This window comes from Cupriavidus sp. FW306-01-F10A, assembly GCF_058782785.1.
Window position 1 is genome coordinate 88,730 of the sequence record NZ_JBYSYA010000002.1, and the last position, 24,203, is coordinate 112,932.

The 24,203-nt window shown below is 65.5% G+C and carries 25 protein-coding genes; all 25 read right to left on the reverse strand.

Features of this window, described 5'->3' with window-relative positions; translation table 11 throughout:
- Nucleotides 1-5: 5 nt before the first annotated feature.
- Nucleotides 6-698, reverse strand: a complete 693-nt coding sequence (locus AC3WLF_RS03345; RefSeq protein WP_492357834.1) for an urease accessory protein UreF — start codon at nucleotides 696-698, stop codon at nucleotides 6-8.
- A gap of 9 nt (nucleotides 699-707) precedes the next feature.
- Nucleotides 708-1,319: an urease accessory protein UreE gene (ureE, locus tag AC3WLF_RS03350; protein ID WP_492352040.1), complete on the reverse strand. Its 612-nt coding sequence runs from the start codon at nucleotides 1,317-1,319 to the stop codon at nucleotides 708-710.
- Between the two features lie 29 nt (nucleotides 1,320-1,348).
- The gene (gene ureC, locus AC3WLF_RS03355; RefSeq protein WP_492321684.1) at nucleotides 1,349-3,067 is read right to left on the reverse strand and encodes an urease subunit alpha; all 1,719 of its coding nucleotides are present in this window, start codon (nucleotides 3,065-3,067) and stop codon (nucleotides 1,349-1,351) included.
- Entirely contained in the window at nucleotides 3,064-3,369 is a 306-nt protein-coding gene (locus AC3WLF_RS03360) for an urease subunit beta (RefSeq protein WP_011614866.1), read from the reverse strand. The genes ureC and AC3WLF_RS03360 overlap by 4 nt, the downstream gene beginning before the upstream one ends.
- Before the next feature lie 11 nt (nucleotides 3,370-3,380).
- On the reverse strand, nucleotides 3,381-3,992 hold the full coding sequence (locus AC3WLF_RS03365; protein WP_492357835.1) for a HupE/UreJ family protein: 612 nt from the start codon (nucleotides 3,990-3,992) through the stop codon (nucleotides 3,381-3,383).
- Nucleotides 3,993-4,046: 54 nt separating this feature from the next.
- Nucleotides 4,047-4,349, reverse strand: a complete 303-nt coding sequence (locus tag AC3WLF_RS03370; protein ID WP_010809101.1) for an urease subunit gamma — start codon at nucleotides 4,347-4,349, stop codon at nucleotides 4,047-4,049.
- Nucleotides 4,350-4,393: 44 nt separating this feature from the next.
- On the reverse strand, nucleotides 4,394-5,263 hold the full coding sequence (locus tag AC3WLF_RS03375; protein WP_492321682.1) for an urease accessory protein UreD: 870 nt from the start codon (nucleotides 5,261-5,263) through the stop codon (nucleotides 4,394-4,396).
- A 122-nt stretch (nucleotides 5,264-5,385) separates the two neighbouring features.
- Nucleotides 5,386-6,078: an urea ABC transporter ATP-binding subunit UrtE gene (urtE, locus tag AC3WLF_RS03380; RefSeq protein ID WP_492357836.1), complete on the reverse strand. Its 693-nt coding sequence runs from the start codon at nucleotides 6,076-6,078 to the stop codon at nucleotides 5,386-5,388.
- Between the two features lie 2 nt (nucleotides 6,079-6,080).
- Nucleotides 6,081-6,929: an urea ABC transporter ATP-binding protein UrtD gene (urtD, locus tag AC3WLF_RS03385; RefSeq protein WP_010809104.1), complete on the reverse strand. Its 849-nt coding sequence runs from the start codon at nucleotides 6,927-6,929 to the stop codon at nucleotides 6,081-6,083.
- A complete protein-coding gene (urtC, locus tag AC3WLF_RS03390) occupies nucleotides 6,926-8,131 on the reverse strand; it encodes an urea ABC transporter permease subunit UrtC (RefSeq protein ID WP_492352054.1) in 1,206 nt (401 codons plus the stop codon). The genes urtD and urtC overlap by 4 nt, the downstream gene beginning before the upstream one ends.
- Nucleotides 8,131-9,774, reverse strand: a complete 1,644-nt coding sequence (urtB, locus tag AC3WLF_RS03395; RefSeq protein ID WP_492321681.1) for an urea ABC transporter permease subunit UrtB — start codon at nucleotides 9,772-9,774, stop codon at nucleotides 8,131-8,133. Before urtB ends, urtC begins: the two co-directional genes overlap by 1 nt.
- A gap of 155 nt (nucleotides 9,775-9,929) precedes the next feature.
- Nucleotides 9,930-11,186 carry an urea ABC transporter substrate-binding protein gene (urtA, locus tag AC3WLF_RS03400; protein WP_010809107.1) on the reverse strand — a complete coding sequence of 419 codons (1,257 nt, stop codon included), beginning with the start codon at nucleotides 11,184-11,186 and terminating at the stop codon, nucleotides 9,930-9,932.
- 356 nt (nucleotides 11,187-11,542) lie between these two features.
- A complete protein-coding gene (gene cyoD, locus AC3WLF_RS03405; protein WP_492320904.1) occupies nucleotides 11,543-11,911 on the reverse strand; it encodes a cytochrome o ubiquinol oxidase subunit IV in 369 nt (122 codons plus the stop codon).
- On the reverse strand, nucleotides 11,911-12,555 hold the full coding sequence (gene cyoC, locus AC3WLF_RS03410) for a cytochrome o ubiquinol oxidase subunit III (protein ID WP_058698665.1): 645 nt from the start codon (nucleotides 12,553-12,555) through the stop codon (nucleotides 11,911-11,913). The genes cyoD and cyoC overlap by 1 nt, the downstream gene beginning before the upstream one ends.
- A gap of 5 nt (nucleotides 12,556-12,560) precedes the next feature.
- Nucleotides 12,561-14,534, reverse strand: a complete 1,974-nt coding sequence (gene cyoB / locus AC3WLF_RS03415) for a cytochrome o ubiquinol oxidase subunit I (RefSeq protein ID WP_010809110.1) — start codon at nucleotides 14,532-14,534, stop codon at nucleotides 12,561-12,563.
- Nucleotides 14,535-14,542: 8 nt separating this feature from the next.
- On the reverse strand, nucleotides 14,543-15,508 hold the full coding sequence (gene cyoA / locus AC3WLF_RS03420; protein ID WP_492357837.1) for a ubiquinol oxidase subunit II: 966 nt from the start codon (nucleotides 15,506-15,508) through the stop codon (nucleotides 14,543-14,545).
- A gap of 601 nt (nucleotides 15,509-16,109) precedes the next feature.
- Nucleotides 16,110-16,586, reverse strand: a complete 477-nt coding sequence (locus AC3WLF_RS03425; RefSeq protein ID WP_492320906.1) for a MaoC family dehydratase — start codon at nucleotides 16,584-16,586, stop codon at nucleotides 16,110-16,112.
- A 32-nt stretch (nucleotides 16,587-16,618) separates the two neighbouring features.
- On the reverse strand, nucleotides 16,619-17,062 hold the full coding sequence (locus AC3WLF_RS03430; protein WP_035819974.1) for a MaoC family dehydratase: 444 nt from the start codon (nucleotides 17,060-17,062) through the stop codon (nucleotides 16,619-16,621).
- A 166-nt stretch (nucleotides 17,063-17,228) separates the two neighbouring features.
- Entirely contained in the window at nucleotides 17,229-18,347 is a 1,119-nt protein-coding gene (locus tag AC3WLF_RS03435; RefSeq protein ID WP_492357838.1) for an acyl-CoA dehydrogenase family protein, read from the reverse strand.
- A 13-nt stretch (nucleotides 18,348-18,360) separates the two neighbouring features.
- On the reverse strand, nucleotides 18,361-19,563 hold the full coding sequence (locus AC3WLF_RS03440) for an acyl-CoA dehydrogenase family protein (RefSeq protein ID WP_492320909.1): 1,203 nt from the start codon (nucleotides 19,561-19,563) through the stop codon (nucleotides 18,361-18,363).
- A 95-nt stretch (nucleotides 19,564-19,658) separates the two neighbouring features.
- The gene (locus AC3WLF_RS03445; protein WP_492320910.1) at nucleotides 19,659-20,105 is read right to left on the reverse strand and encodes a DUF1178 family protein; all 447 of its coding nucleotides are present in this window, start codon (nucleotides 20,103-20,105) and stop codon (nucleotides 19,659-19,661) included.
- Nucleotides 20,106-20,233: 128 nt separating this feature from the next.
- Entirely contained in the window at nucleotides 20,234-20,869 is a 636-nt protein-coding gene (locus tag AC3WLF_RS03450; protein WP_492357839.1) for an NUDIX domain-containing protein, read from the reverse strand.
- Nucleotides 20,870-20,913: 44 nt separating this feature from the next.
- Nucleotides 20,914-21,222: a DUF2818 family protein gene (locus AC3WLF_RS03455; RefSeq protein ID WP_010809118.1), complete on the reverse strand. Its 309-nt coding sequence runs from the start codon at nucleotides 21,220-21,222 to the stop codon at nucleotides 20,914-20,916.
- Between the two features lie 13 nt (nucleotides 21,223-21,235).
- A complete protein-coding gene (nuoN, locus tag AC3WLF_RS03460; RefSeq protein WP_492320912.1) occupies nucleotides 21,236-22,711 on the reverse strand; it encodes an NADH-quinone oxidoreductase subunit NuoN in 1,476 nt (491 codons plus the stop codon).
- Between the two features lie 18 nt (nucleotides 22,712-22,729).
- Nucleotides 22,730-24,196 carry an NADH-quinone oxidoreductase subunit M gene (locus AC3WLF_RS03465; protein WP_492352036.1) on the reverse strand — a complete coding sequence of 489 codons (1,467 nt, stop codon included), beginning with the start codon at nucleotides 24,194-24,196 and terminating at the stop codon, nucleotides 22,730-22,732.
- Nucleotides 24,197-24,203 lie beyond the last annotated feature (7 nt).

Sequence of the window (24,203 nt, forward strand, 5' to 3'; positions counted from 1 at the left end):
GGGGTTCAGGATCGGAACAGCCGGGAGTACTGCGTTTCGTGGCGCGCGGAAAGCAGGCCCAGCATCGGGGAAAAGGTGGAGAGTTGCGGCGGCGTGGCGTCGGCGCGGCGCGCGGCTTCATCGACCGTGTCTAGCACCGCGCCGTGCAGGCGCCGCAGCATGTGCTGCCCCGCCACCTGGCCCAGCGGCACCGCCTTGATCGCCGCGGCGACCTGGTTCTCGGCCCAGTTGAAGCAATAGGCGGCGAGGCCGTCGCGCGCCTCGACCTGCAGCGCCACGCATGCCGCAGTGAACGCCGTCGGCAGGCACACCGGCGACAGCGCCGCCAGCGTCTCGCGCAGCACGGGCGCGCCCCACTCCATCTGCGCAATCAGCCTGGACAGCGACCAGCCCATCTGCTCGGTCTCAAGCCGCAACTCGGAAGTCTCGCGCGTGGCGCGGAACCAGTCGTTCCATGTCCGCACCTGCGCGGCATCGCCCACTTTCCAGCAGCGATGCAGCAGCAGCCACAACGGCGCTTCGCATTGCGCCTGCACATGCAGCAGGTTGTCGCGGATCCATCGTTCTGCGCTCGGCGCATCGTGCACGCTGCCACAATCGATCGCAGCCTCCAGGCCTTGCGAATAGCTGAAGCCGCCGATCGGCAGCGATGGCGATGCCAGGTGCAGCAGCGAGATCAGTTGGGGCAGGCCGGTCATGGCACGCAATCAATGCTTGTGTCCGCAATGCTCGTCGTGGACATGGTGCGGATCACCGTGATCGTGGGAATGACCCTGTCCATGCGAATGCCCGTGCTCGTGCCCATGATGTTCATGAAACACCGCCTGCGCCGCCGCATAGTCCTCCGCAAACGTCGCATCGTGCCCATGCCTGTGCCCGCCGCCATAAGCCCCCGCCTCCGGCTCGAACGGCAGCTCGGCACGTTCGGCGCGCACGCCCAGCCGTTGCAGCATGTCCGCCAGCACCGCGTCGTATTCCAGCCGCAGGTAGTCGCGCCCGATCTCCACCGGCGTATGGCGGTTGCCAAGGTGATAGGCCGCGCGCATCAGCGCATGCGGGTCTTCCGCGCGCACTTCCAGCACCGCCTCGGCAGCGGCCTGCACTTCCACGAAGCTGCCGTCTTCGGCCACCAACAGGTCGCCGCCGCGCAGCACGGTGCCGCGCGGCAGGAACAGCGCGGCTTCGTCGCCGTTGTCGAGCACCGCGCGCAGGCGGCTCTTGCTGCGTTCGGCGAAGGGCAGGACCAGCTTGGGCGAGCGGCGCACCAGCACGGGCGCGATGCCGTGCGGGGCGCTCAGGAGTTTGTCGATCTTCAGCATGGGCGATGCGGGGCGCGGGCCCCGGCCAGTCAGAACAGGAAATAGCGCTGCGCCATGGGCAGCTCGGTGGCGGGCTCGCAGGTCAGCAACTGGCCGTCGGCAACGACCTGGTAGGTCTCCGGATCGACCGTGACGTGCGGTTGCCAGTCATTGTGCACCATGTCGCGCTTGCTTACCGTGCGCGTGCCGCGCACCGCCGACAGCGTCTTGGCCAGCCCGTAGCGCTCGCCGATGCCGGCCGCCAGCGCCGCCTGCGACACAAAGGTCAGCGACGAACGGTGCAGCGCCCCGCCGGCCGAAGCAAACATTGGCCGGTAGTGCACCGGCTGCGGCGTCGGGATCGACGCATTGGGATCGCCCATCGCGGCCGCGGCAATCATGCCGCCCTTCAGGATCAGGCTGGGCTTGACGCCGAAGAACGCCGGACGCCACAACACCAGGTCGGCCCACTTGCCGACTTCAACCGAGCCCACTTCATGGGCAATGCCATGTGTCAGCGCCGGGTTGATGGTGTACTTGGCGACATAGCGCTTGACGCGGAAGTTGTCGTGCCCGCCGCGCGCATCGTTGGGATCGCCCGGCAGCTTGCCGCGCTGCAGCGCCATCTTGTGCGCGGTCTGCCAGGTGCGGATGATGACCTCGCCGACGCGCCCCATGGCCTGCGAGTCGCTGGAGATCATCGAGAACGCGCCCAGGTCGTGCAGGATGTCTTCGGCGGCGATGGTCTCGCGGCGGATGCGGCTTTCGGCAAAGGCGATGTCCTCGGCAATCGACGGGTCCAGGTGGTGGCACACCATCAGCATGTCGAGGTGCTCGTCCAGCGTGTTGACCGTGTACGGGCGCGTCGGGTTGGTCGACGACGGCAGCACGTTGGCCTCGCCGCACACCTTGATGATGTCGGGCGCATGGCCGCCGCCCGCGCCTTCGGTGTGGTACGTATGGATGGTGCGGCCCTTGAAGGCGGCGATGGTCGCTTCAACGAAGCCGGCTTCGTTGAGCGTGTCGGTATGGATCGCCACCTGGGTGTCGGTTGCGTCCGCCACCGACAGACAGGTGTCGATCGCCGCCGGCGTGGTGCCCCAGTCCTCGTGCAGCTTCAGGCCGATGGCGCCCGCTTCCACCTGCTCCAGGAGCGGCCCCTGCTGGCTGGCGTTGCCCTTGCCCAGCAGGCCGATATTCATCGGGTAGGCATCGGCCGCCTGCAGCATGCGCTCCATGTACCACGGCCCAGGCGTCACGGTGGTGGCGAAGGTGCCGGTGGCCGGCCCGGTGCCGCCGCCGATCATGGTGGTGACACCGCTCATCAGCGCTTCTTCGATCTGCTGCGGGCAGATGAAGTGGATATGACTGTCGATGCCGCCTGCGGTGACGATCATGCCCTCGCCCGCGATCACCTCGGTGCCCGGCCCGACCACGATGGTGACGCCCGGCTGGATATCCGGATTGCCGGCCTTGCCGATCGCCGCGATGCGCCCGCCCTTCAGGCCGATATCGGCCTTGACGATGCCCCAGTGGTCAACGATCAGCGCATTGGTGATGACGGTGTCGACGCAGTCCTTCGCCATGCGCTGGCTCTGCCCCATGCCGTCGCGGATCACCTTGCCGCCGCCGAACTTCACTTCCTCGCCATAGATGGTGAAGTCTTTCTCGACTTCGATGCTGAGCCCGGTATCGGCCAGCCGCAGGCGGTCACCGGTGGTCGGGCCGAACATCTCGGCATAGGCCTGCCTGGAGATCTTTGCCATCACAGCGCTCCCATGATCTTGCCGTTGAAGCCATAGACGATGCGGTCGCCGTCCAGCGCCACCAGTTCCACCGTGCGCGTCTGGCCGGGCTCGAAGCGCACCGCGGTGCCGGCGGCAATATTCAGCCGGAAGCCGCGCGCGGTTTCGCGGTCAAAGGCCAGCGCCGCATTGGTCTCGTAGAAATGGAAGTGCGAGCCGACCTGGATCGGCCGGTCGCCGGTATTGGCCACCGTCACGCTGACCGTGGCGCGGCCGGCATTCAGTTCGATCTCGCCGTCGGCGGGCATCAGTTCACCGGGGATCATGACGATTCTCCTCAGGCCGCCAGCAGGCTGGCGCCATACAGCGCCACGCCGGCACCCGCCGCGCGGGCCAGCCAGCCGGCATGGCGGCGCAGCAACGTGCCGGCGCCGATGCCCAGCAGGTGCAGCGCCATGGTGGCGGCCGCAAACCCGCCTACGTATGCGAGTACCGCAGGCAGCGCGCCCGCAGTGGCGGGCAGTTCGGCCCCGTGGGCGTAGCCGTGGAAGATGGCAAAGCCGCCGACCAGCAGCGTACCGGCCCACGCCGGCAGCTTCGCGCGCAGCGCCAGCAGCAACCCGATCACCAGCAACGAGGCCGCGATCATCGGTTCGACTGCGGGCAGCGCCGCACCGGACAGGCCGATTGCAGCCCCCACCAGCATCAGCGCCACGAAGGCCAGCGGCAGGCGCAGGGTGTCGGCGGCCGAGCGGGCAATCAATGCGCTCCACACGCCCACCGCTGCCATCGCCAGCAAATGGTCGGCGCCGGTGAAGGGGTGCGCCAGGCCGGCCCACAGGCTGGCGCTGACGGTGGCGGCATCGTGGCCGGGATGCGCCAGCGCGGCGCCGGCGGCAACGGTCAGGGAAGTGCCCAGGGCAAGGCGCAGGCAGGCGGTACGGTTCATGTCGGCTCTCGGGTTGGTCTTGTTATCGCGGTCCAGAATCGGAATCGGTCATGCTCAGACAATGGGATGGTGGACGGTCACCAGCTTGGTGCCATCCGGAAAGGTGGCCTCCACCTGGATCTCGGGGATCATCTCGGCCACGCCATCCATCACGTCCTCGCGGCCCAGCACGGTGGTGCCCTCATGCATCAGCTCGGCCACGGTGCGGCCATCGCGCGCGCCTTCCATGATGGCGGCGGTGATCAGCGCCACCGCTTCCGGGTAGTTCAGCTTCAGCCCGCGTGCCTTGCGCCGCTCGGCCAGCAGCGCGGCGGTGAAGATCAGCAGCTTGTCTTTCTCTCGCGGCGTCAGTTCCATCTCTTGTTCCTGGTTTCCTGTGTTCGGTTGTCTCTGTTGGCGGCCTACGTGGCCCACAGCCGCAGCGGCCGCGCCGCGACACCGTGGATCGGCATGCGCAGCGCCTGCCAGCTGTCGACCATGACGTGGCTCACGGCTTCCATGTGCCGGCCCAGCACGCGCAGCAGCAGCATCGACTGGCCGTTGGCAGCCAGGCAGGTCACGCCGGCGCGCAGCTCCGGCGTATAAGGCAGCTGTTCGGCCAGGGCTTCGGCCAGTTCCTGCGTCGCGCCCTCGCCTACCGCCCACAGCGTGCCCAGCACATTGAGTCCATCGAGGCCGGCTACCGCGGTGCGCAGCGGCGACTCGGCTTCAAGATGCGATTGCTCGATCCACAACGCGCGTTCGCCCGTGCCGATGCGGGTATCCAGCCACAGCGCGCCGCTGGCCCACTGCTCGCCCGATGCCTGCCGGCCCAGCACCACCGCATCCCAGCCGATCGCGCTGCCGCCGGGCGCGACGTCGAGCACGGTCGAAATCCGCGCACGGGCGTCGTCGAAGACGATGTTCTCCTGCGGCAGCCAGTCCAGCCGCGCGCCTGCGCCCACCGTCAGGCGCACATGCTGCGCCGCCTCGCGGCCGAGCGACTTGTACCACTTGGTGGCACCCGGCGTGGCCAGCACGGCGTGCGCGCCAGCCTCCACCGTCACGTCGATATCCAGGCTGTCGCCGCCTGCCACGCCCGCTGGTGGATGCAGGATCACCGCATGGCAGATGCCGCCTTCCGGGTACAGCGGCTTCTGCACCAGCAGCGGCCCCTGGTGGCGCCGCTCGGTCAGCGCGGTGCGTTCGCCGCGCTGCGCAAAGCGCAGCCGCAGGGTGGCCTGCCATGCGGCGGGCACGGTGAGCGATGAAGGAAGATCGGGATGGCGCATGGCAAGGACAGCCGGCGGAGGCGCGCGCGCAATGGCGGGAATTGCAAGCAATCATAGCGCGCTGCCTGGCTTCGCGTAAGCAGCGTATGACCCACAAATCCCGGCGCTGCCGCGCAGCCGCCCTACACGGCGATCAGCTCCCGCACGCCGTCCTGCTCCATGCTGGCGCCGGCACCCCGCGCCACCACTTCGCCGCGGCTCATCACGACATAGTGGTCGGCAATATGCCGCGCGAACTCGTAGTACTGCTCGACCAGCAGCACCGTCATGCCGAACTCGTCGACCAGCAGGCGCAGCGCCCGGCCGATGTCCTGGATGATGGAAGGCTGGATGCCCTCGGTGGGTTCGTCCAGGATCAGCAGGCCCGGCTCGCTCATCAGCGCGCGCCCGATCGCCAGTTGCTGTTGCTGGCCGCCGGACAGGTCGCCGCCGCGGCGCAGCCGCATGGTGCGCAGCACCGGGAACAACTGGTAGATCCGGTCCGGCACGCCTGAAGGCCGCGCCCGGCTGGCGGCGCCGATCAGCAGGTTTTCTTCCACCGTCAGCCGCGGGAAGATCTCCCGGCCCTGCGGCACATAGGCCAGCCCGGCGGACACGCGCTCATATGGCGCCTTCTTCTCCAGCGCCTGCCCTTCCCATCGGATGCTGCCGCTGCGCGTGGGCACCACGCCCATCAGGCACTTGAGCAGCGTACTCTTGCCCACGCCGTTGCGGCCCAGCAGCGTGGTCAGCTTGCCGGCAGGCACGTCGAAACTGACATTGCGCAGGATATGGCTGCCGCCGTAGAACTGGTTCAGTGCATTGACCTGCAGCATGCTTATCTTCCCAGGTAGGATTCGATCACGCGCTCATCGCGCTTGACGCTGTCGAGCGTGCCTTCGGCCAGCACGCTGCCCTCGGCCAGCACCGTGACCTGGCCGGCATCGCCCGCGAGCGCTGCGACGAACTCCATGTCGTGCTCGACCACCATCATCGAGCAGCTGCCGCGCAGGCCATTGAGCAGCGCCGCCAGCTGCATGGTCTCTTCATCGGTCATGCCGGCCACCGGCTCGTCCAGCAACAGCAGCTGCGGCTGCTGCATCAGCAGCATGCCGATCTCCAGGCGCTGCTTCTGCCCGTGCGACAGCAGCCCCGCGGGGCGGTAGGCCTCGGCCTCCAGTCCGGTCAGCGCCAGCGTTTCCTCGATGCGGCGATGCCCCTCGGCCGTCAGCCGCGCGCGCAGCGACGACCACCAGCGCTTGTCGGCCTTCATCGCCAGTTCCAGGTTCTCCCACACCGCGTGCTGCTCGAACACCGTCGGCTTCTGGAACTTGCGGCCGATGCCGACCTGCGCGATGCGCGGCTCGGTCATCCGCATCAGGTCGATGGTCTGGCCCAGGAACACGCGCCCGCTGACATTGGCATTGCGCGGCCCGGTCTTGCCGGTGATGACATCCATCATCGTGGTCTTGCCGGCCCCGTTGGGGCCGATCACGCAGCGCAGCTCGCCATGGTCGATCGACAAGGTCAGCTTGTTCAGCGCGCGGAAGCCGTCGAACTGCACCGTCAGGTCTTCCAGGTACAGGATCGGCCCGTGCGAGACGTCGATGGTGCCGGGTTCGACGATGCGGCCCAGGCCGGTGGCGTCGCCGCTTTCGGCCTGGCCGTGCTGGAGTGCGGCATTCATGCTTCACCTCCGGTGCGTCCTGCCACGGCGGGCGCGGAAACAGGGTCTGCAGCGGCTGGTGGTATGGCCGCGCGCCGCTCGCGCAGCCGGTTCCACAGCCCGGTCACGCCATCGGGCAGGTACAAGGTCACCAGCACGAACATCGCGCCCAGCAGGAACAGCCAGTATTCGGCAAAGTGGGCGGTGAACAGGGTCTTGGCACCATTGACCAGGAACGCGCCGATCACCGGCCCGATCAGCGTGCCGCGCCCGCCCACGGCGACCCACACCGCCATCTCGATCGAATTGCCGGGCGACATCTCGCCGGGGTTGATGATGCCCACCTGCGGCACGTACAGCGCCCCCGCGATGCCGCACAGCACCGCCGAGAAGGTCCACACGAAGAGCTTGTAGCCCAGCGGGTTGTAGCCGGAGAACATCACCCGCATCTCGGCATCGCGCACCGCGGTGACCACGCGCCCGAGCTTGGACGTGACGATGTAGCGGCAGGCGATGAAGCCCGCCAGCAGCGCCAGGAAGGTCAGCACGAACAGCGCCGTGCGCGTCTGCGGCGCCGCAATCGCAAAGCCGGCAATGCGCTTGAAGTCCGTGAAGCCGTTGTTGCCGCCGAAACCGGTCTCGTTGCGGAAGAACAGCAGCATCGCCGCATACGTCATCGCCTGCGTGATGATCGACAGGTACACGCCCTTGATGCGCGAGCGGAAGGCGAAGAAGCCGAACAGCCAGGCCAGCACGCCCGGCACCAGCACCACCAGCAGCAGCGCATAGCCGAGGTGCTCGGTGCCGTGCCAGAACCACGGCAGCTCCTTCCAGTCGAGGAACACCATGAAGTCCGGCAGTTCGCTCTTGTACACGCCCTCGCGCCCGATCGATCGCATCAGGTACATGCCCATGGCATAGCCGCCCAGCGCGAAGAACAGCCCGTGGCCCAGGCTCAGGATGCCGCAGTAGCCCCACACCAGGTCCAGCGCGATCGCCGCCAGCGCAAAGCACATGATCTTGCCGACCAGCGTCAGCGCATAAGCCGACAGGTGCAGCGGATGCCCCTCCGGCAACACCAGCGCGCACACCGGCACGCCGATGCCGACGATCACCACCAGCGCCGCAAGCACCAGCCAGCCGCGCGGCGAGAACAGCGCCTGCCGCTCCGGCACCGCTAGCCGGAACGCGGTGGCGGAAGAATTCGATTGGACTCGCTGCATCATGCCTCCGCGCTGCGCCCCTTGAGCGCGAAAAGTCCCTGCGGCCGCTTCTGGATAAACAGCACGATCAGCACCAGGACAAAGATCTTGGCCAGCACCGCGCCATAGAAGGGCTCGATGAACTTGTTGATGATGCCCAGCCCGAAGGCGCCGACGATGGTGCCGGCCAGCTGCCCGACGCCGCCCAGCACCACCACCATGAACGAATCGATGATGTAGGCCTGGCCCAGGTCGGGGCCGACATTGCCGATCTGCGACAGCGCGCAGCCGCCCAGCCCGGCAATGCCGGCGCCGAAGGCAAAGGCGTAGCTGTCGACCTTCCAGGTGCGCACGCCGACGCAGGCCGCCATGGTGCGGTTCTGCGTGGTGGCGCGCACGAACAGCCCCAGCCGCGTGCGGTTCAGCACCGCCCACGCCACCGCCACCACCGCAAGCGCGAACAGGATGATGACAATGCGGTTGTACGGGATCACCAGGCCCGGCATCCATTCGATGCCGCCGCTCATCCACGCCGGGTTGGCCACTTCCACGTTCTGCGCGCCGAACAGCGTGCGCACCGCCTGCATCAGCAGCAGGCTCACGCCGAAGGTGGCCAGCAGCGTTTCCAGCGGGCGGCCGTACAGGTGGCGCAGCACCAGCCGCTCCAGCACGAAGCCCACCAGCGCGGCGGCCAGGAACGAGGCCGGCAGCGCCGCCGGCAGGTACCAGTCGAACGCACCCGGCGCGTAGGCGCGGAACAGCGACTGCACCACGTAGGTGGCATAGGCGCCGATCATCAGGAATTCACCGTGCGCCATGTTGATGACGCCGATCAGGCCATAGGTGATGGCCAGCCCGAGCGCGGCCAGCAGCAGCACGCTGCCCAGGCTCAGGCCGGCGAACAGGTTGCCGATCAGCTCGGCGCGGCGCTGGTCGCTGCGCAGCGTGTCCAGCGCCTGCTGCGCGGCCAGGCGCACGTCGGCATCGGGCTCGCGGTAGTTGCCGGCGCTGTCGCGCTCCACCAGCGGCGCCAGCTTCTGGCGGCTCTGCGGGTTGCTGTCGCTGCCGAGGATGCGGATGGCTTCAAGCCGCGCGTCATGCGCTGCGGGGTCGGCCGGCTCGGCCAGCACCAGGTTGGCCCAGATCACGTCCAGGCTGGTGCGCAGGCCGGCATCGGCCTCGTTCTTGCGCGCGGCTTCGACCGCGGCGCGCGAGGCGCTCTCGGGCTGGTCGCGCAGCGTGGCGATGGCCTGCGCGCGCACCGCGATATCGGGCGACTGCAGCAGCAGGCTGCTGGCGGCGCTGTCGACCAGCGCGCGCAGGCTGTTGTTCAGGGTCAGGGATTCGAGCTCGTCGGCTTTCACCGCGACCGGCTTGCCGGTAATGGCATCGACGGTCTTGCCGCCATCCTGGCGCACCATGCCGACCGACGGCGCATATTGCAGCGCGTCGTCCTGCAAGGCCTTCAGGATCGGACCGGCCTGTTCCGGCGAGGCCTTGGCCAGCGCGGTCAGCGCCGCGGTCTTGGCATCGAAGTCGTCTTCGGCCAGCGGCTTCAGCTCGGCCTGCGTCAGCGCCGCGGCCCACGGCGCAGCCGCCAGCAGCAGCGCCGCCAGCAGGGCGTGCAGCCATGGCAGGATGGAAACGGATAAGGGATTGCGCATAGGTGCTGGCGAGTTGCGGAATGAGTGTTTGGGGAGAAGGCAGGTGTCCATGACGAAGCGCTTGCCATCTGGCTGGCAAGCGCCTGCCCTCTCCCCCAGCCCCTCTCCCGCAAGCGGGAGAGGGGAGCCAACCGGCAGCGGGTGGCCCGGCTTACTTACATCACCTTGTCCGGCTTGCCTTCGTTACCCGCGATGAACGGGCTCCACGGCTGCGCGCGCACCGCCTTCGGCGTCTTCCACACCACCGAGAACTGGCCGTCGCCCTTCACTTCGCCGATCATCACCGGCTTGTACAGGTGGTGGTTCTCGCCCATGGTCAGCGTGAAGCCGTCCGGTGCCTTGAAGGTCTGGCCGTACATGGCGGCGCGCACCTTGTTGGTGTCGGTGGTGCCGGCCTTCTTCACGGCCTGCGCCCACATATGGATGCCCACGTAGGTGGCTTCCATCGGGTCGTTGGTCACACGCTTGTCGCCGCCGGGCAGGTTGTTGGCCTTGACCCATGCCGCCCACTGCTTGCGGAAGGCGTCGTTCTCGGGGTTCTTGACCGACATGAAGTAGTTCCATGCGGCCAGGTGGCCCACCAGCGGCTTGGTATCGATGCCGCGCAGTTCCTCCTCACCCACCGAGAACGCCACCACCGGCACGTCCTTGGCCTTCAGCCCGGCGTTGCCAAGTTCCTTGTAGAACGGCACGTTGGAGTCGCCGTTGATGGTGGAGATCACCGCGGTCTTGCCGCCCTGCGAGAACTTCTTGATATTGGCGACGATGGTCTGGTAGTCGCTGTGGCCAAACGGGGTGTAGACCTCTTCGATGTCCTTGTCGGCCACGCCCTTGCTCTTCAGGAAGGCGCGCAGGATCTTGTTGGTGGTGCGCGGGTAGACGTAGTCCGTGCCCAGCAGGAAGAAGCGCTTGGCGCCGCCGCCTTCCTTGCTCATCAGGTATTCCACCGCCGGAATGGCCTGCTGGTTGGGCGCTGCACCGGTGTAGAAGACGTTCTTCGACATCTCTTCGCCTTCATACTGCACCGGGTAGAACAGCAGCGAGTTCAGCTCTTCGTAGACCGGCAGCACGGATTTGCGCGACACCGAGGTCCAGCAGCCGAAGGTCACCGCGACCTTGTCCTTGGTGATCAGCTGGCGCGCCTTTTCCGCGAACAGCGGCCAGTTCGAGGCGGGATCCACCACCACCGGCTCCAGCTTGCGCCCCAGCACGCCGCCGCTCTTGTTGATCTCGTCGATGGTCATCAGGGCCACGTCCTTCAGCGACGTCTCCGAAATGGCCATGGTGCCGGACAGCGAGTGCAGGATACCGACCTTGATCGGTTCCTTGGACTGCGCCATGGCCAGCGGGCTGGTACCGATCATTGCCGCGGCGGCTATCGCCGACAGCTTCAGCATGTCACGTCGTTGCATTTGCAGCTCCCGTTTATGGTGTTAGTCAGGGACTACGCTCCCCGGGTGATGCTTCTGCAACTAGCGTGCCATGGAGGCAGGCCGCCTGATACCCACCGCACCCCCGGCAGATGGCGTGCTGGCGCGGCGCGCAGGCGCTGCCGCCGCCCACGATCGCGCATCCGCACCAGAGCAGTGCAGGCGGCGCACGCACCACTCCCGTGCATCTGCGCAATTCCGTGCGGGCGGCATGCGCAAGGCACCAGGCGCTGCGCGTCCCCGCACCAAGGCCGGGCGTCATGCCCCAAGGCAGGCGACGGGCAAAAAAAAACGGGGCCCCTTGCAGGGCCCCGCTCTCGATGCCAGGACGTTGGTCCTTACATCACCATCATGTTGGCATTCAGGTTGTGCATGATCCACAGCGAACCCGCCACCACGATCACCAGGATCAGCGCCGTGAACAGCAGCGCGATCACGTTGCTGCGCTGCTCGGACGACGTGTCCAGGTGCAGGAAGTACTTCAGGTGGACCAGGATCTGGACCGCGGCCATGCCGAGGATGATCCAGAGGATGGTGCCCTTGTCCATGCTGCCGTCCATCACGAGCTTGAACGGGACCACGGTCAGGATCACGGCCAGGATGAAGCCGATTGCGTACGACTTGAAGCTGGCGTGGGTGTCATGACCCGCGTGCGAGTCGTGCGAATCGTGGGCGCCGTGCGCCGCCGGTGCGTTGTGTTGTGCCATCACAGATGTCCCATCAGGTAGACCACGGTAAACACGCCGATCCAGACCACGTCCAGGAAGTGCCAGAACAGCGACAGGCACATCAGGCGCTTGCTCAGGGTCGGGGTGATGCCCTTCTTCGACAGTTGCCACATCAGCACGATCATCCACAGCATGCCGCTGGCGACGTGCAGGCCGTGGGTGCCGACCAGCGTGAAGAACGACGACAGGAACGCGCTGCGGCCCGGGCCGGCGCCTTCGGCGATCAGGTGATGGAATTCGTTGATTTCCATCGCCATGAATGCCGCGCCCAGCAGGAACGTGATGCCGAGCCACACCTGCACGCGGCTCAGGCTGCGGTTCTGCAGCGAGATCATCGCCATGCCGTACGTGATCGAGGAGAACAGCAGGATGAAGGTCTCCACCAGCACGTAGTTGAGCTCGAACAGCTCCTTCGCCGACGGGCCGCCTGCCAGTTCGCCGCGCAGCACGGCGAAGGCCGCGAACAGTCCGGCGAAGATGATGCAGTCGCTCATCAGGTAGATCCAGAAGCCATACACCGTATTGGCACTGGTATCGTGGTGCGCATGGTCATGGCCATGCGCGTCGGCTTTGGCCGGTGCGCCGGCCTGCGCGGGGATGCGGTCTAGGACTTGAGTCGACATGGTTCTCAGGCTTGCGAAGCAATGCGCTGCAGATGGCGCGTTTCGATCTGCTCGACCTCGGTGGCCGGCACGTAGTAGTCGATATGGTCGTCGTTGCTGCGGTGGATGAACGCCCACACCATGCCCACCAGGCCAACGATGGCCATCCACCAGATATGCCAGGTCAGGGCAAAGCCGAACACCAGGCTGAAGGCGCCGATGATGAAGCCCGCGCCCGTGTTCTTGGGCATGTGGATCTTCTCGTAGCCTTCGGTCGGCAGCGTCTCGCCACGGGCCTTCATGTCGGAGAACGCGTCCAGGTCACGCACCACCGGGGTGTGCGCGAAGTTGTAGAACGGCGGCGGCGACGAGGTGGCCCACTCCAGGGTACGGCCGCCCCACGGGTCGCCGGTCACGTCGGCCAGCTTCTTGCGGTCGCGGATCGACACCACGATCTGCAGCACCTGGAAGAAGATGCCCAGCGCCACGAACACCACGCCGACCACGGCCAGGTACAGCCACGGCGTCCAGGCCGGGTTGTCGGTGTGGTTCAGGCGGCGGGTCATGCCCATCAGGCCCAGCACGTACAGCGGCATGAAGGCGAAGTAGAAGCCGACCAGCCAGCACCAGAAGGCGCACTTGCCCAGCCGCTCGTTCAGCGTGAAGCCGAACGCCTTCGGCCACCAGTAGGTGATGCCGGCCAGGTAGCCGAACAGCACGCCGCCGATGATCACGTTGTGGAAGTGGGCGATCAGGAACAGGCTGTTGTGCAGCACGAAGTCAGCGGCCGGCACGGCCATCAGCACGCCGGTCATGCCGCCGATCACGAAGGTGATCATGAAGCCCAGCGTCCACAGCACCGGCGAGGTCATCTGGACCCGGCCGCGGTACATGGTGAACAGCCAGTTGAAGATCTTCACCCCGGTCGGGATGGAGATGATCATGGTGGTGATGCCGAAGAACGCGTTGACGTTGGCGCCCGAGCCCATCGTGAAGAAGTGGTGCAGCCACACGATGAACGACAGCACCATGATCGCGGCGGTCGCGTACACCATGCCCTTGTAGCCGAACAGCTTCTTGCCCGAGAACGTGGCGATCACTTCAGAGAAGATGCCGAACGCCGGCAGGATCAGGATGTACACCTCGGGGTGGCCCCAGATCCAGATCAGGTTCACGTACATCATGGCGTTGCCGCCACCGTCGTTCGTGAAGAAGTGGGTACCGACGTAGCGGTCCAGGCCCAGCAGCGCCAGGGTCACGGTCAGCACCGGGAAGGCAGCCACGATCAGCACGTTGGTACACAGCGCGGTCCAGGTGAACACCGGCATGCGCATCAGCGTCATGCCCGGCGCGCGCATGCGCAGGATCGTCACCAGGAAGTTCACGCCGGTCAGCAAGGTGCCCAGGCCCGAGATCTGCAAGCTCCAGAGGTAGTAGTCCACCCCCACGCCCGGGCTGAAGTCCAGGCCCGACAGCGGCGGGTAGGCCAGCCAGCCGGTCTTGGCGAATTCACCGACGCCCAGCGAGACATTGACCAGCATGGCGCCCGACACGAACAGCCAGAACGACAGCGTGTTCAGGAACGGGAAGGCCACGTCGCGCGCGCCGATCTGCAGCGGCACGACCAGGTTCATCAGGCCGGTCATCAGCGGCATGGCCACGAAGAAGATCATGATCACGCCGTGGGCGGTGAAGATCTGGTCGTAGTGCTCGGGCGGCAGCACGCCGGTCGCGCCATTGGTGGCGAGCGCCAGCTGGGTGCGCATCATGACCGCGTCGGCGAAGCCGCGCAGCAGCATGATCAGCGCGACCAGGCAGTACATCACGCCGATCTTCTTGTGGTCGACCGAGGTGAACCACTCGTTCCAGAGGTAGCCCCACTTCTTGAAATAGGTGATCGCGCCTAGCAGCGCGGCACCGCCCAGGGCGACGCCGGCCAGAACGACCATGATGATCGGCTCATGAAACGGAATCGCCGACAAACTCAACTTGCCAAACATCATTGCTCCTAGGATTGCGCGCCCAGCGCCTTCACAGGCGTGGTCATCGACAGCTGCTCTTCACCGAGGGTGTTGCGCGACGTGCAGATCGGGCCGCCCTTGAACCCGTCGGCGGCGAGCGCCGTGCCGCTGTGGCCCATGTACTTGTGCAGGATGTTGTGGAAGAGCTTGTCTTCCACCTTGCCGTAGTACGTGACCGGCTCCTTCTCGCTGGGTTGTGCCAGCGTCTTGTAGCCTTCAACGCCCAGTTCGGTGGACGAGGCGCGAACCTTGGCGACCCACTGGTCGAACTCATAGTTCGACATGGCGACCGCCTTGAACTTCATGCCCGAGAAGCCGCCGCCGCTGTAGTTGGCGGACACGCCGTCGTAAGAGCCGGCTTCGTTGGCGATCAGGTGGAGCTTGGTCTCCATCCCTGCCATGGCGTATACCTGGCTGCCCAGTTGCGGGATGAAGAACGAATTCATGATCGAATCCGAGGTGATCTTGAAGTTCACCGGGGTGTCGACCGGGAAGGCGATCTGGTTGACCGTGGCGATCTTCAGTTCCGGATAGATGAACAGCCACTTCCAGTTCAGCGCCACCACCTCGACGGTGACCGGCTTCTTGCTGGATTCGAGCGGCTTGTACGGGTCCAGGTCGTGCGAGGACTTCCAGGTGATGATGCCCAGCGCAATGATGATCAGGCAGGGGATCAGCCACACCACCACTTCGATCGCGGTGGAGTGCGACCAGTCCGGCTCATAGCGCGCCGAGGTATTGGACGCGCGGTACTTCCAGGCGAACACCAGCGTGAGCACGATCACCGGCAGCACCACCAGCAGCATGAGCCAGGTTGCAATCAGGATGATGTTCTTGATGTCGACGCCGACCTGCCCTTTCGGGTCGAGCAGCGTCATGTTGCAGCCGGCGAGCAGGAGCAGGCCAAGGCAAGGCAGGAACCGCGTCCAACGCGGCAGTATGGGTTTCTTCATGTCACGACTGGTTTGGTTACACCGCGCTTCGGGCAAAAGCGTGGCTAAACCGCCTGATGCTCGCGCAAGAGGCGTGGGGCTGAGGGAAAACCGGAAGGACGTGTCCTTAGCTGGCGTTGCGGTCGGGCGGCGGATCGAACGCCGGGGGACCATGCGGCCTTGCAACGCCATGAACACGGAAGGACAACTGACTGCGTGCGCTGCAGGCCCTGTAGGACCTTGCCGGCGCTGCGGCACCTGGCCGAAACCGCGAACGGTCCCGGCTCAGTACAGCGGCCGGGTAGCGTTGGAATACGAGGTTTTTGCACTTCCCGACGGACTTGCCTTCATGGCAAGCGCGGTTTTCGGCCGGGGAGCGCAACACGTAAAACATCGTGGGCGCGACTGTACCGCAACGCAACATTAGGGGTAAACCCAACGGCACAGAACACACTGTTCAGCAGAACGGACAATCGACGCACAAATCCGCGAAGCAGCATTTGACCGGCATCAACGTCACAAATCGGTTCCTAAAAATGCAGAAAGCGGCGCATTAGGCGGCCTACGGGGTGCGACATGCCTGTGTGGCATATTGTCGCACCGCGTCAAAACTGCCTATCCGTCACCCGTAGCGGCGCGTGATCGACTCGGCGACGCAGACCGGACGGTCGCTGCCCTCGCGCTCCACCGTCACTTCCCAGGTGGACTGTGCGCCCACCAGTTCGGGCGACTTCGGCAGCGGATCGAGGCGCTCGACCTTCAGCAGCTTGATGCGCGCGCGCAGCTTGCTGCCCACCGGCACGGGTGCCGTGAAGCGCACGCGGTTCAGGCCGTAGTTGACGCCGATCTTCGACGGCATATGCAGCGCGTTGTGCATGAACTTGGGCAGCAGCGACAGCGTCAGGAAGCCGTGGGCGATCGGGCCGCCATAGGGCGACTCTTTCTTCGCGCGCTCCACGTCGATGTGGATCCACTGGTGGTCGCCGGTGGCATCGGCAAACTGGTTGACCTGCTGCTGGGTCACCTCGATCCAGTCGCTGACCGCGACTTCCTGGCCCTGCAGGCCTTCCAGTTCTTCCAGCGTTGCGATGGTGCGCATGTCGATAGTCTCCTCGTGACGATAAAGTGTTCTTAAGCGGGGCGGCGGCCGTACATGCCCATGCCCTTGACGGTGCAGACCAGTTCGCCGCGCTGGTTGGTGGCTTCCCACTGGGTGTGGACCACGCCGCGGTCCGGCTTGGACTGCGACGGCCGGGTATCGAGCACATTCAGCACGACGGTGAGCGTGTCGCCGGCGTAGACGGGCTTGAGCCAGCGGATCTCGTCCACGCCGGGCGAGCCCATGCTGGCCGACTTGCCGGTGGTGCTCAGCACCAGCAGCCGCATCATGATCGAGCACGTCATCCAGCCGCTCGAGATCACGCCGCCATAGATGCTCTTGGCAGCGGCTTCCTTGTCGATATGGAACGGCTGCGGATCGTACTGGCGGGCAAAGGCCAGGATCTCTTCCTCGGTGACGAGGTACGAACCCAGTTCGCGGCGGCTGCCGACTTCAAAGTCCTCGAAATACAGCATCGGTTGTCTCTCTGTAGTGATTGGCGCCAGGGCGCTAAGTTTGCTCAGGCGATGATCGCATGGCCGCCGGGGGCCGGCGTCCGTATTTGCCGAACCCGCCCCTAACGGTCCCCAAAGAAAAAAACCGCGCCTGGACTACAGCGCGGTTTTGCTTGGACTGGCAGGATCAGGCAGCTTCCTGGAACCCCGGCTGGGCGGCGAACCTGCCCAGGTGGTGATCCACGTCGCCGAAGGTGGTGTTGATCAGCGTCAGCCGCTTGAACATGTGCGCGGCCGGCAGTTCGTTGGTCACGCCCATGCCGCCGTGGATCTGCACTGCCTCCTGGCCGACCGTGCGCGCTGCCTGCCCCACGCGCGCCTTGGCGGCGGAGACATAGCAGCGGCGCTCTTCCGGCGTTACTTCTTCGAAGCGTGCCGCGGCCAGCAGCGTGATCGAACGCGACTGCTCGGCGTGGATGAACATCTCCACCATGCGGTGCTGCAGCGCCTGGAAGCGCGCGATCGGCACGCCGAACTGCTGGCGCGTCTTGGCATATTCCAGCGTGGCGGCGTTGAGCGTATCCATCACGCCCACGGCCTCGGCGCACAGCAGCACGGCAGCGTAGTCGGCCACTTGCTCGATCACCGGGAAGGCCTTGCCGGCTTCGCCCAGCAGTTGCGCGGGGGCATCCTGGAAGGTGATGTCGGCCGCGCGCAGGTTGTCGATGGTGCGGTAGTCCTTGATGCTGACGCCGGCGCCCGTGGCATCCACCAGGAACAGCGAGATGCCGTCCTGGTCGGCTTCGGCACCGCTGCTGCGGGCCGACACGATCAGCTTGTCGGCCTGGCCGCCGTGCAGCACCACGGTCTTGCGGCCGTTGAGCTTGCCGTCGCGGGCGGTGACGCGCACGTCGTTCAGTTCATAGCGCGCCTGCGGCTCGTTGAAGGCCACGGCCAGCTTCAGTTCGCCGCCGGCGACCTGTTCCAGCAGCGCATCCTGGCCACCGGCCAGGCCCAGGGCGTAGGCGCCCACCACCGTGGCCAGGTACGGCTCCACGATCAGGCCGCGGCCCAGCTCCTGCTGCACCACCATCATGTCCAGGGCCTTGCCCGCGAAACCGCCCTGCGCTTCCGGCACCGGCAGCGCGGTCAGGCCAAGCTCGACCAGCGAGCCCCAGGCGGCGTCGCCATAACCGGCGGCGCTTTCGTAGTTCTGCTTGCGGGACTCGAAGCCGTAGTCCTTGTCGATGAAACGGCGGACGGCGTCGGCCAGCTGCTTCTGTTCGTCGCTGAGATTGAAGTTCATGTTGCGTGTCTCCTCACAGCCCCAGAATCATCTGGCTGATGATGTTCTTCTGAATTTCGTTGGACCCGCCATAGATGGAGGTCTTGCGATAGTTGAAGTAGTACGCGGCCAGCGGCGCTGCGTCGTCGTAGCCGGTCACGGCGTGCTCGGTCTCGCACTCCAGGTAGGCGGTGTCGAACGGCTGCGCGTACGGGCCGACGGCCTCGACCATCAGCTCGGTCAGCAGCTGCTGGATCTCGGTGCCCTTGATCTTGAGCATCGAGGCCTCGGGGCCGGGGCCCTTGCCTGCCGCTTCGCTCGAGACCACGCGCAGCACGGTGATCTCCAGCGCCATCAGTTCGATTTCCAGCGCGGCCACCTTGGCGCCGAACACCGGGTCTTCCAGCAGCGGCTTGCCGTTCTTCTGCTGCTGGCGCGCCACGCGCTTGAGGAAGCCGAGCTCGCGCTTGGAGTTGCCCACGCGGGCGATGCCGGTGCGCTCGTGGCCCAGCAGGTACTTGGCGTAGGTCCAGCCCTTGTTCTCTTCGCCGACGCGGTTCTCGACCGGCACCTTGACGTTGTCGAAGAAGACTTCGTTCACCTCATGCTCTTCGTCGAGCATGATGATCGGGCGCACGGTGATGCCCGGGGTCTTCATGTCGATCAGCAGGAACGAGATGCCCTCCTGCTTCTTGGCTTCCGGGTCGGTGCGCACCAGGCAGAAGATCATGTCGGCGTGCTGGCCGAGCGTGGTCCAGGTCTTCTGGCCGTTGACGATGTAGTGCTTGCCGTCCGAAGTCAGCTCGGCACGGGTCTTCAGCGAGGCCAGGTCCGAGCCCGAGCCCGGCTCCGAATAGCCCTGGCACCACCAGTCGGTGCAGTCCAGGATGCGCGGCAGGTAGTACGACTTTTGCTCTTCGCTGCCGTACTTCATGATCACCGGCGCGACCATCGCCACGCCGAACGGCAGCACGCCGGGCGCGCCGACGCGGGCATTCTCTTCATCCCAGATATGGCGCTGGGTGGCGTTCCAGCCGGTGCCGCCGTACTGGACCGGCCAGTGCGGTGCCGACCAGCCCTTGCCGGCCAGGGTCTTGTGCCAGCGCACCAGGTCGTCGCGGTTCGGACGGCGGTGGTTGAGAATCTTGCTGCGGATGTCCGCCGGCAAGTTGGCTTCGAGCCAGCTACGCACTTCCTCGCGGAAGGCGTTGTCGGACGCCGAGTAGTTGAGATCCATGCCCGTCTCCAGTGGTGCCGGCTTGGCGTGGGGCCGCCGGCGGTTTGTTCTGCCTGCACGTCAAGCGCCGACAGCAAACGGGCACAAGACGCAATTCAGTGAGCCGTCTGCTTCAGCGCATCCGGCACCACGAGCGGGAAAGTCTCGATGCCCTCTTCGGCCAGCGCCTGCACCTCCTCCGCCGAGGCCGAACCGCGAATGCCGCGTTCCGGCGCCTCGTCATAGTGCATGCGCCTCGCCTCTTCGGCAAAGCGATCGCCAACGTCCTCGGTCTGTGCCAGCACCTGCTTCACTGCATTCATATAGAGCGCTTGCAGTGTCACCGGTGCGGCGGCCGGCTGCGCCGGCCTGGCGCTGCCTTCGCGCGCGGTCGCGCCCGACAGGTTCAGGCGCGGCGCGCTGGGCAGCCGCGTCACGGCGTGGTCGCCACAGACCGGGCATTGGACGAGGTCACGAGAGATTTGCGACTGCGCATCTTCTTCCGAGGCAAACCAGCCCTCGAAACCATGGTCATGCGCGCAGCGCAGGTCGAGCACCTTCATGATCTTTCCAGCCCGTCAAAAGCTATATTATCCGCGAATCGAAATTTTGTGAACGGTCGTGCTAAATTTTTTAGAACGACCGTTCGGGAACAACCGCATGGCGCAGAATCCACGCGGCTCACTACTCACTATACGGCGTAATGCGGCAGCGGCTGTTCGCCCGGTTGCCAGGCACCCGAGATCACTTTTTCCAGCCAGAATGCGCCGATGATGGTCTTTACGTCGGTGATGCGGCCGCTGCGGACCCAATCGATCACCTGCCCCACCGGCGTGATGAAGGTTTCGATGAACTCGCCGTCGTCGAGCTGCGCCTCGCCATGCGTCAGGTCGCGCGCCAGGAAGATGTCGATGTACTCGGTGGAATACGAGATAACCGGGTGGATGCGCGTCAGGTAGTCCCAGCGCGCCGCGCTGTAGCCGGTCTCCTCCAGCAGTTCGCGTTCGCCACAGCGCTGCGCGCCCTCTTCCGGATCAAGCTTGCCGGCGGGGAATTCCAGCATCACTTCGCCGATCGGATAGCGGAACTGGCGCTCCATCAGCACGGTGCCGTCGCTGAACAGCGGGATCATCATCACCGCGCCCGGATGGACCACGTACTCGCGCCCGGTCTGCTTGCCGTCCGGCAGCCTGACGATATCTTGCTTGAGGGTGAGGAACTTGCCGCGATGGACCGTGGCCGAGGCGACGCACACTTCCTTCAGTGCGTCGTCGTTCCCGGCGGGTTCAGCGGTAGACGGGGTGCCGCGTTGGATCTTGTCGGTCATGGACGCTCCGGATCAGGCAGGGCCCGGCGCCGACAAGACCGGCTTCAGGCCGTGCGGTGTTTGACGAGGTATTGCCAGGTGAAGCCCGGGAAGGCAAACACCAGCATCATGCACGCGGTGATGGCGTAAAACTGCCAGCCCTGCGGGAAGGCGTTGCCAAGGCTGGCCTCCACCGCAAAGCCGGCGGCGCCCGCCACCGCGAACCATACGATCAGTTCCAGCAGGCGCAGCCACAGCGGCTTGCGCGCCCGCCGCAGCGGGATCAGCACGAACAGGCGCTGGTTCACAAACGGCAGGTTCGCACTGATCAGTGCCAGCAGGATGACAAACCAGCCGCTTGCGGATGCGCTCATGGCGTGTGGCGGATCAGGAACCCAGGGTCGAGCGGATGGCCTGGTAGCACAGGTTCATCAGCGCGGCCGGGAAAATACCCAGCAGGATCACCGCGGCGCCGTTCACGCTCAGCATCGAGCGCAGGCCAAAGGTTGCTTCCAGCTCTTCTTCAGCAGCGGGCGCATCGAAGTACATCAGCTTGACGATACGCAGGTAATAGAACGCGCCGATCAGCGAGAACAGCACGGCCACCACGGCCAGCCAGGTCATGCCCGATTTGACCACCGCATCCAGCACGGCCAGCTTGGCATAGAAGCCCACGGTCGGCGGAATGCCGGCCAGCGAGAACATCATCACCAGCATCAGGAACGCGAACCACGGGTTGCGGCGCGACATGCCCCTCAGGTCTTCCAGGGTCTCGGCCTCGAAACCCTTGTTCGTGCGCAGCAGGATGATGCCGAAGGTGCCCAGCGTGGTCAGCAGGTAGGTCACCGAGTAGAACATCGCCGAGCTGTACGCATCGGCGGCGCCGTCAGCCTTGTTGGCGACCACGCCCGACAGCAGGCCCAGCAGCACGAAGCCCATGTGCGAGATGGTCGAGTACGCCAGCATCCGCTTCAGGTTGCTCTGCACGATGGCGGTCAGGTTGCCGATGGCCAGCGAAATGATCGACAGCACCACCAGCATCATCTGCCAGTCGCTGGCCAGGGGCAGCAGGCCTTCCACCAGCACGCGGATGAACAGCGCAAAAGCTGCCACCTTGGGGCCGCCGGCGATCAGCAGCGTCACCGCGGTCGGCGAACCCTGGTAGATGTCCGGGATCCACATGTGGAACGGCGCGGCACCCAGCTTGAACGACAGGCCGGCGACGATAAAGACCACGCCAAAGGCCAGCATGGTGGTGTTGACGCGGCCCGACTCGACCACGCGGAACACTTCGCCCAGGTTCAGCGAACCGGTGGCGCCGTACATCATCGAGATGCCGTACAGCAGGAAGCCCGAAGCCAGCGCGCCCAGCACGAAGTACTTCATCGCCGATTCCGAGGTCACGCGCGATTCGCGGCGCAGTGCCACCAGCGCGTACGACGACAGCGACAGCAGTTCCAGGCCCAGGTACAGGGTCAGGAAGTTGTTGCCGGTGATCATCACGATCTGGCCGCCCAGCGTGAACAGGGCCAGCATGTAGAACTCGCCGGCGAACATGTCGCGCTCAGCCAGGTAGCGGCGCGTGTACACCAGCGTGACAAACAGGCCCGCCGCGCAGAACGCCGACAGCACGTTGGCCATCGGGTCGATCACCACCAGGTTGGAAAACGCGTAGTGGGTCTCGCCGGCGGCGGCGTTCAGGCCGAACCACACCGTCAGCACCAGGGTGGTCAGCAGCGACAGCGGATAGGCAACGCTTTGCTTGCCCTTGCCGCGCGCAAGGTCGATCCAGTTGATCGCGGCGATGGCGATCGCCAGGAAGATGATCGGCGCCACAGGGCCGAGTGTCGAGGACGGTTGCATGTTGATTTCTCTCCCCGATTACAGCTTGGACTGCGCCGCGTGGGACAGCAGGTTCACCACGGACGCGTGCATCACGTCGGTAAAGGGCTTCGGGTGCAGGCCCATGTACAGCGTCATGATGGCCAGCAGGCCGAGCATGACGAACTCACGCTTGTTCAGGTCGACCAGCTCGCGCACGTGCTGGTGGACGATATCGCCGAAGATCACGCGCTTGACCATCCACAGCGAGTAGGCGGCGCCGAAGATCAGTGCGGTGGCGGCCAGCAGGCCGATCCAGAAGTCGAACTTGACCGCGCCCAGGATCACCATGAATTCGCCGACGAAGCCCGAGGTGGCCGGCAGGCCGCAGTTGGCCATCGCGAAGAACACTGCCAGCGCGGCGAACTTGGGCATGGTGTTGACCACGCCGCCGTAGTCGGCGATCTGGCGCGAGTGCACGCGGTCGTACAGCACGCCGATGCAAAGGAACATCGCGCCGGAGATAAAGCCGTGCGAGATCATCTGCACGATGCCGCCTTCAACGCCGATGTCGCTGAAAATGAAGAAGCCCAGCGTGACGAAGCCCATGTGGGCGATCGACGAGTACGCCACCAGCTTCTTCATGTCGGCCTGCACCAGGGCCACCAGGCCGATGTAGATCACCGCGATCAGCGAGATGGTGATGATGAACGGGGCCAGGTAGTGGCTGGCGTCAGGCGCGATCGGCAGCGAGAACCGCAGGAAACCGTAGGCGCCCAGCTTCAGCATGATGGCAGCCAGCACCACCGAACCGCCGGTCGGCGCTTCCACGTGGGCGTCCGGCAGCCAGGTGTGCACCGGCCACATCGGCACCTTGACCGCGAAGGCGACGAAGAAGGCAATGAACAGCGCGATCTGCTCGTTCATCGACAGCTTGGCCTGGTGCCATTGCAGGATTTCGAAGGTACCGGTCTTGTTGTACAGGTACAGCAGCGCGATCAGCGTCAGCAGCGAGCCCGCCAGCGTGTACAGGAAGAACTTGAACGCGGCATAGACGCGGTTCGGGCCGCCCCAGACACCGATGATGATGTACATCGGGATCAGCGTGGCTTCGAAGAACACGTAGAACAGCATGCCGTCCAGCGTGCAGAACACGCCGACCATCAGGCCCGACAGGATCAGGAACGAGGCCATGTATTCGGCCACACGCTCGGTGATCACTTCCCAGGCCGAGATCACCACGATCACCGTGATGAAGGCGGTCAGCACCACGAACCACATCGAGATGCCGTCAACACCCAGCAGATAGTGGATGTTGAAGCGCTCGATCCAGTCCGCCTTCTCGACGAACTGCATGGCCGCGCTGGTACGGTCGAAGCCGAAGACCAGCGGCAGCGTGACGACAAAGCTGGCGATCGAGCCGAACAGCGACATCCACCGGACAAAGCCAGGGCTGCGGTCCGAGCCGAAGGCCAGGATCAGCAGGCCGAAAAAGACAGGCAGCCAGATTGAGAAAGACAGAACCATTTCTATG

What these genes read in the sequence shown, in the direction of transcription:
- AC3WLF_RS03445 (WP_492320910.1), bottom strand. Translation starts at nt 20,105, where the DNA reads ATGAAGGTGCTCGACCTGCGCTGCGCGCATGACCATGGTTTCGAGGGC.
- AC3WLF_RS03425 (WP_492320906.1), bottom strand. Translation starts at nt 16,586, where the DNA reads ATGCGCACCATCGCAACGCTGGAAGAACTGGAAGGCCTGCAGGGCCAG.
- nuoN (WP_492320912.1), bottom strand. Translation starts at nt 22,711, where the DNA reads ATGCAACCGTCCTCGACACTCGGCCCTGTGGCGCCGATCATCTTCCTG.
- cyoC (WP_058698665.1), bottom strand. Translation starts at nt 12,555, where the DNA reads ATGTCGACTCAAGTCCTAGACCGCATCCCCGCGCAGGCCGGCGCACCG.
- AC3WLF_RS03375 (WP_492321682.1), bottom strand. Translation starts at nt 5,263, where the DNA reads ATGCGCCATCCCGATCTTCCTTCATCGCTCACCGTGCCCGCCGCATGG.
- cyoA (WP_492357837.1), bottom strand. Translation starts at nt 15,508, where the DNA reads ATGAAGAAACCCATACTGCCGCGTTGGACGCGGTTCCTGCCTTGCCTT.
- AC3WLF_RS03450 (WP_492357839.1), bottom strand. Translation starts at nt 20,869, where the DNA reads ATGACCGACAAGATCCAACGCGGCACCCCGTCTACCGCTGAACCCGCC.
- AC3WLF_RS03440 (WP_492320909.1), bottom strand. Translation starts at nt 19,563, where the DNA reads ATGGATCTCAACTACTCGGCGTCCGACAACGCCTTCCGCGAGGAAGTG.
- urtE (WP_492357836.1), bottom strand. Translation starts at nt 6,078, where the DNA reads ATGCTGCAGGTCAATGCACTGAACCAGTTCTACGGCGGCAGCCATATC.
- AC3WLF_RS03435 (WP_492357838.1), bottom strand. Translation starts at nt 18,347, where the DNA reads ATGAACTTCAATCTCAGCGACGAACAGAAGCAGCTGGCCGACGCCGTC.
- AC3WLF_RS03465 (WP_492352036.1), bottom strand. Translation starts at nt 24,196, where the DNA reads ATGGTTCTGTCTTTCTCAATCTGGCTGCCTGTCTTTTTCGGCCTGCTG.
- ureE (WP_492352040.1), bottom strand. Translation starts at nt 1,319, where the DNA reads ATGCTGAAGATCGACAAACTCCTGAGCGCCCCGCACGGCATCGCGCCC.
- urtA (WP_010809107.1), bottom strand. Translation starts at nt 11,186, where the DNA reads ATGCAACGACGTGACATGCTGAAGCTGTCGGCGATAGCCGCCGCGGCA.
- cyoD (WP_492320904.1), bottom strand. Translation starts at nt 11,911, where the DNA reads ATGGCACAACACAACGCACCGGCGGCGCACGGCGCCCACGATTCGCAC.
- urtD (WP_010809104.1), bottom strand. Translation starts at nt 6,929, where the DNA reads ATGAATGCCGCACTCCAGCACGGCCAGGCCGAAAGCGGCGACGCCACC.
- AC3WLF_RS03345 (WP_492357834.1), bottom strand. Translation starts at nt 698, where the DNA reads ATGACCGGCCTGCCCCAACTGATCTCGCTGCTGCACCTGGCATCGCCA.
- AC3WLF_RS03455 (WP_010809118.1), bottom strand. Translation starts at nt 21,222, where the DNA reads ATGAGCGCATCCGCAAGCGGCTGGTTTGTCATCCTGCTGGCACTGATC.
- urtB (WP_492321681.1), bottom strand. Translation starts at nt 9,774, where the DNA reads ATGCGCAATCCCTTATCCGTTTCCATCCTGCCATGGCTGCACGCCCTG.
- AC3WLF_RS03360 (WP_011614866.1), bottom strand. Translation starts at nt 3,369, where the DNA reads ATGATCCCCGGTGAACTGATGCCCGCCGACGGCGAGATCGAACTGAAT.
- cyoB (WP_010809110.1), bottom strand. Translation starts at nt 14,534, where the DNA reads ATGTTTGGCAAGTTGAGTTTGTCGGCGATTCCGTTTCATGAGCCGATC.
- AC3WLF_RS03370 (WP_010809101.1), bottom strand. Translation starts at nt 4,349, where the DNA reads ATGGAACTGACGCCGCGAGAGAAAGACAAGCTGCTGATCTTCACCGCC.
- AC3WLF_RS03430 (WP_035819974.1), bottom strand. Translation starts at nt 17,062, where the DNA reads ATGCTGTATTTCGAGGACTTTGAAGTCGGCAGCCGCCGCGAACTGGGT.
- AC3WLF_RS03365 (WP_492357835.1), bottom strand. Translation starts at nt 3,992, where the DNA reads ATGAACCGTACCGCCTGCCTGCGCCTTGCCCTGGGCACTTCCCTGACC.
- urtC (WP_492352054.1), bottom strand. Translation starts at nt 8,131, where the DNA reads ATGCAGCGAGTCCAATCGAATTCTTCCGCCACCGCGTTCCGGCTAGCG.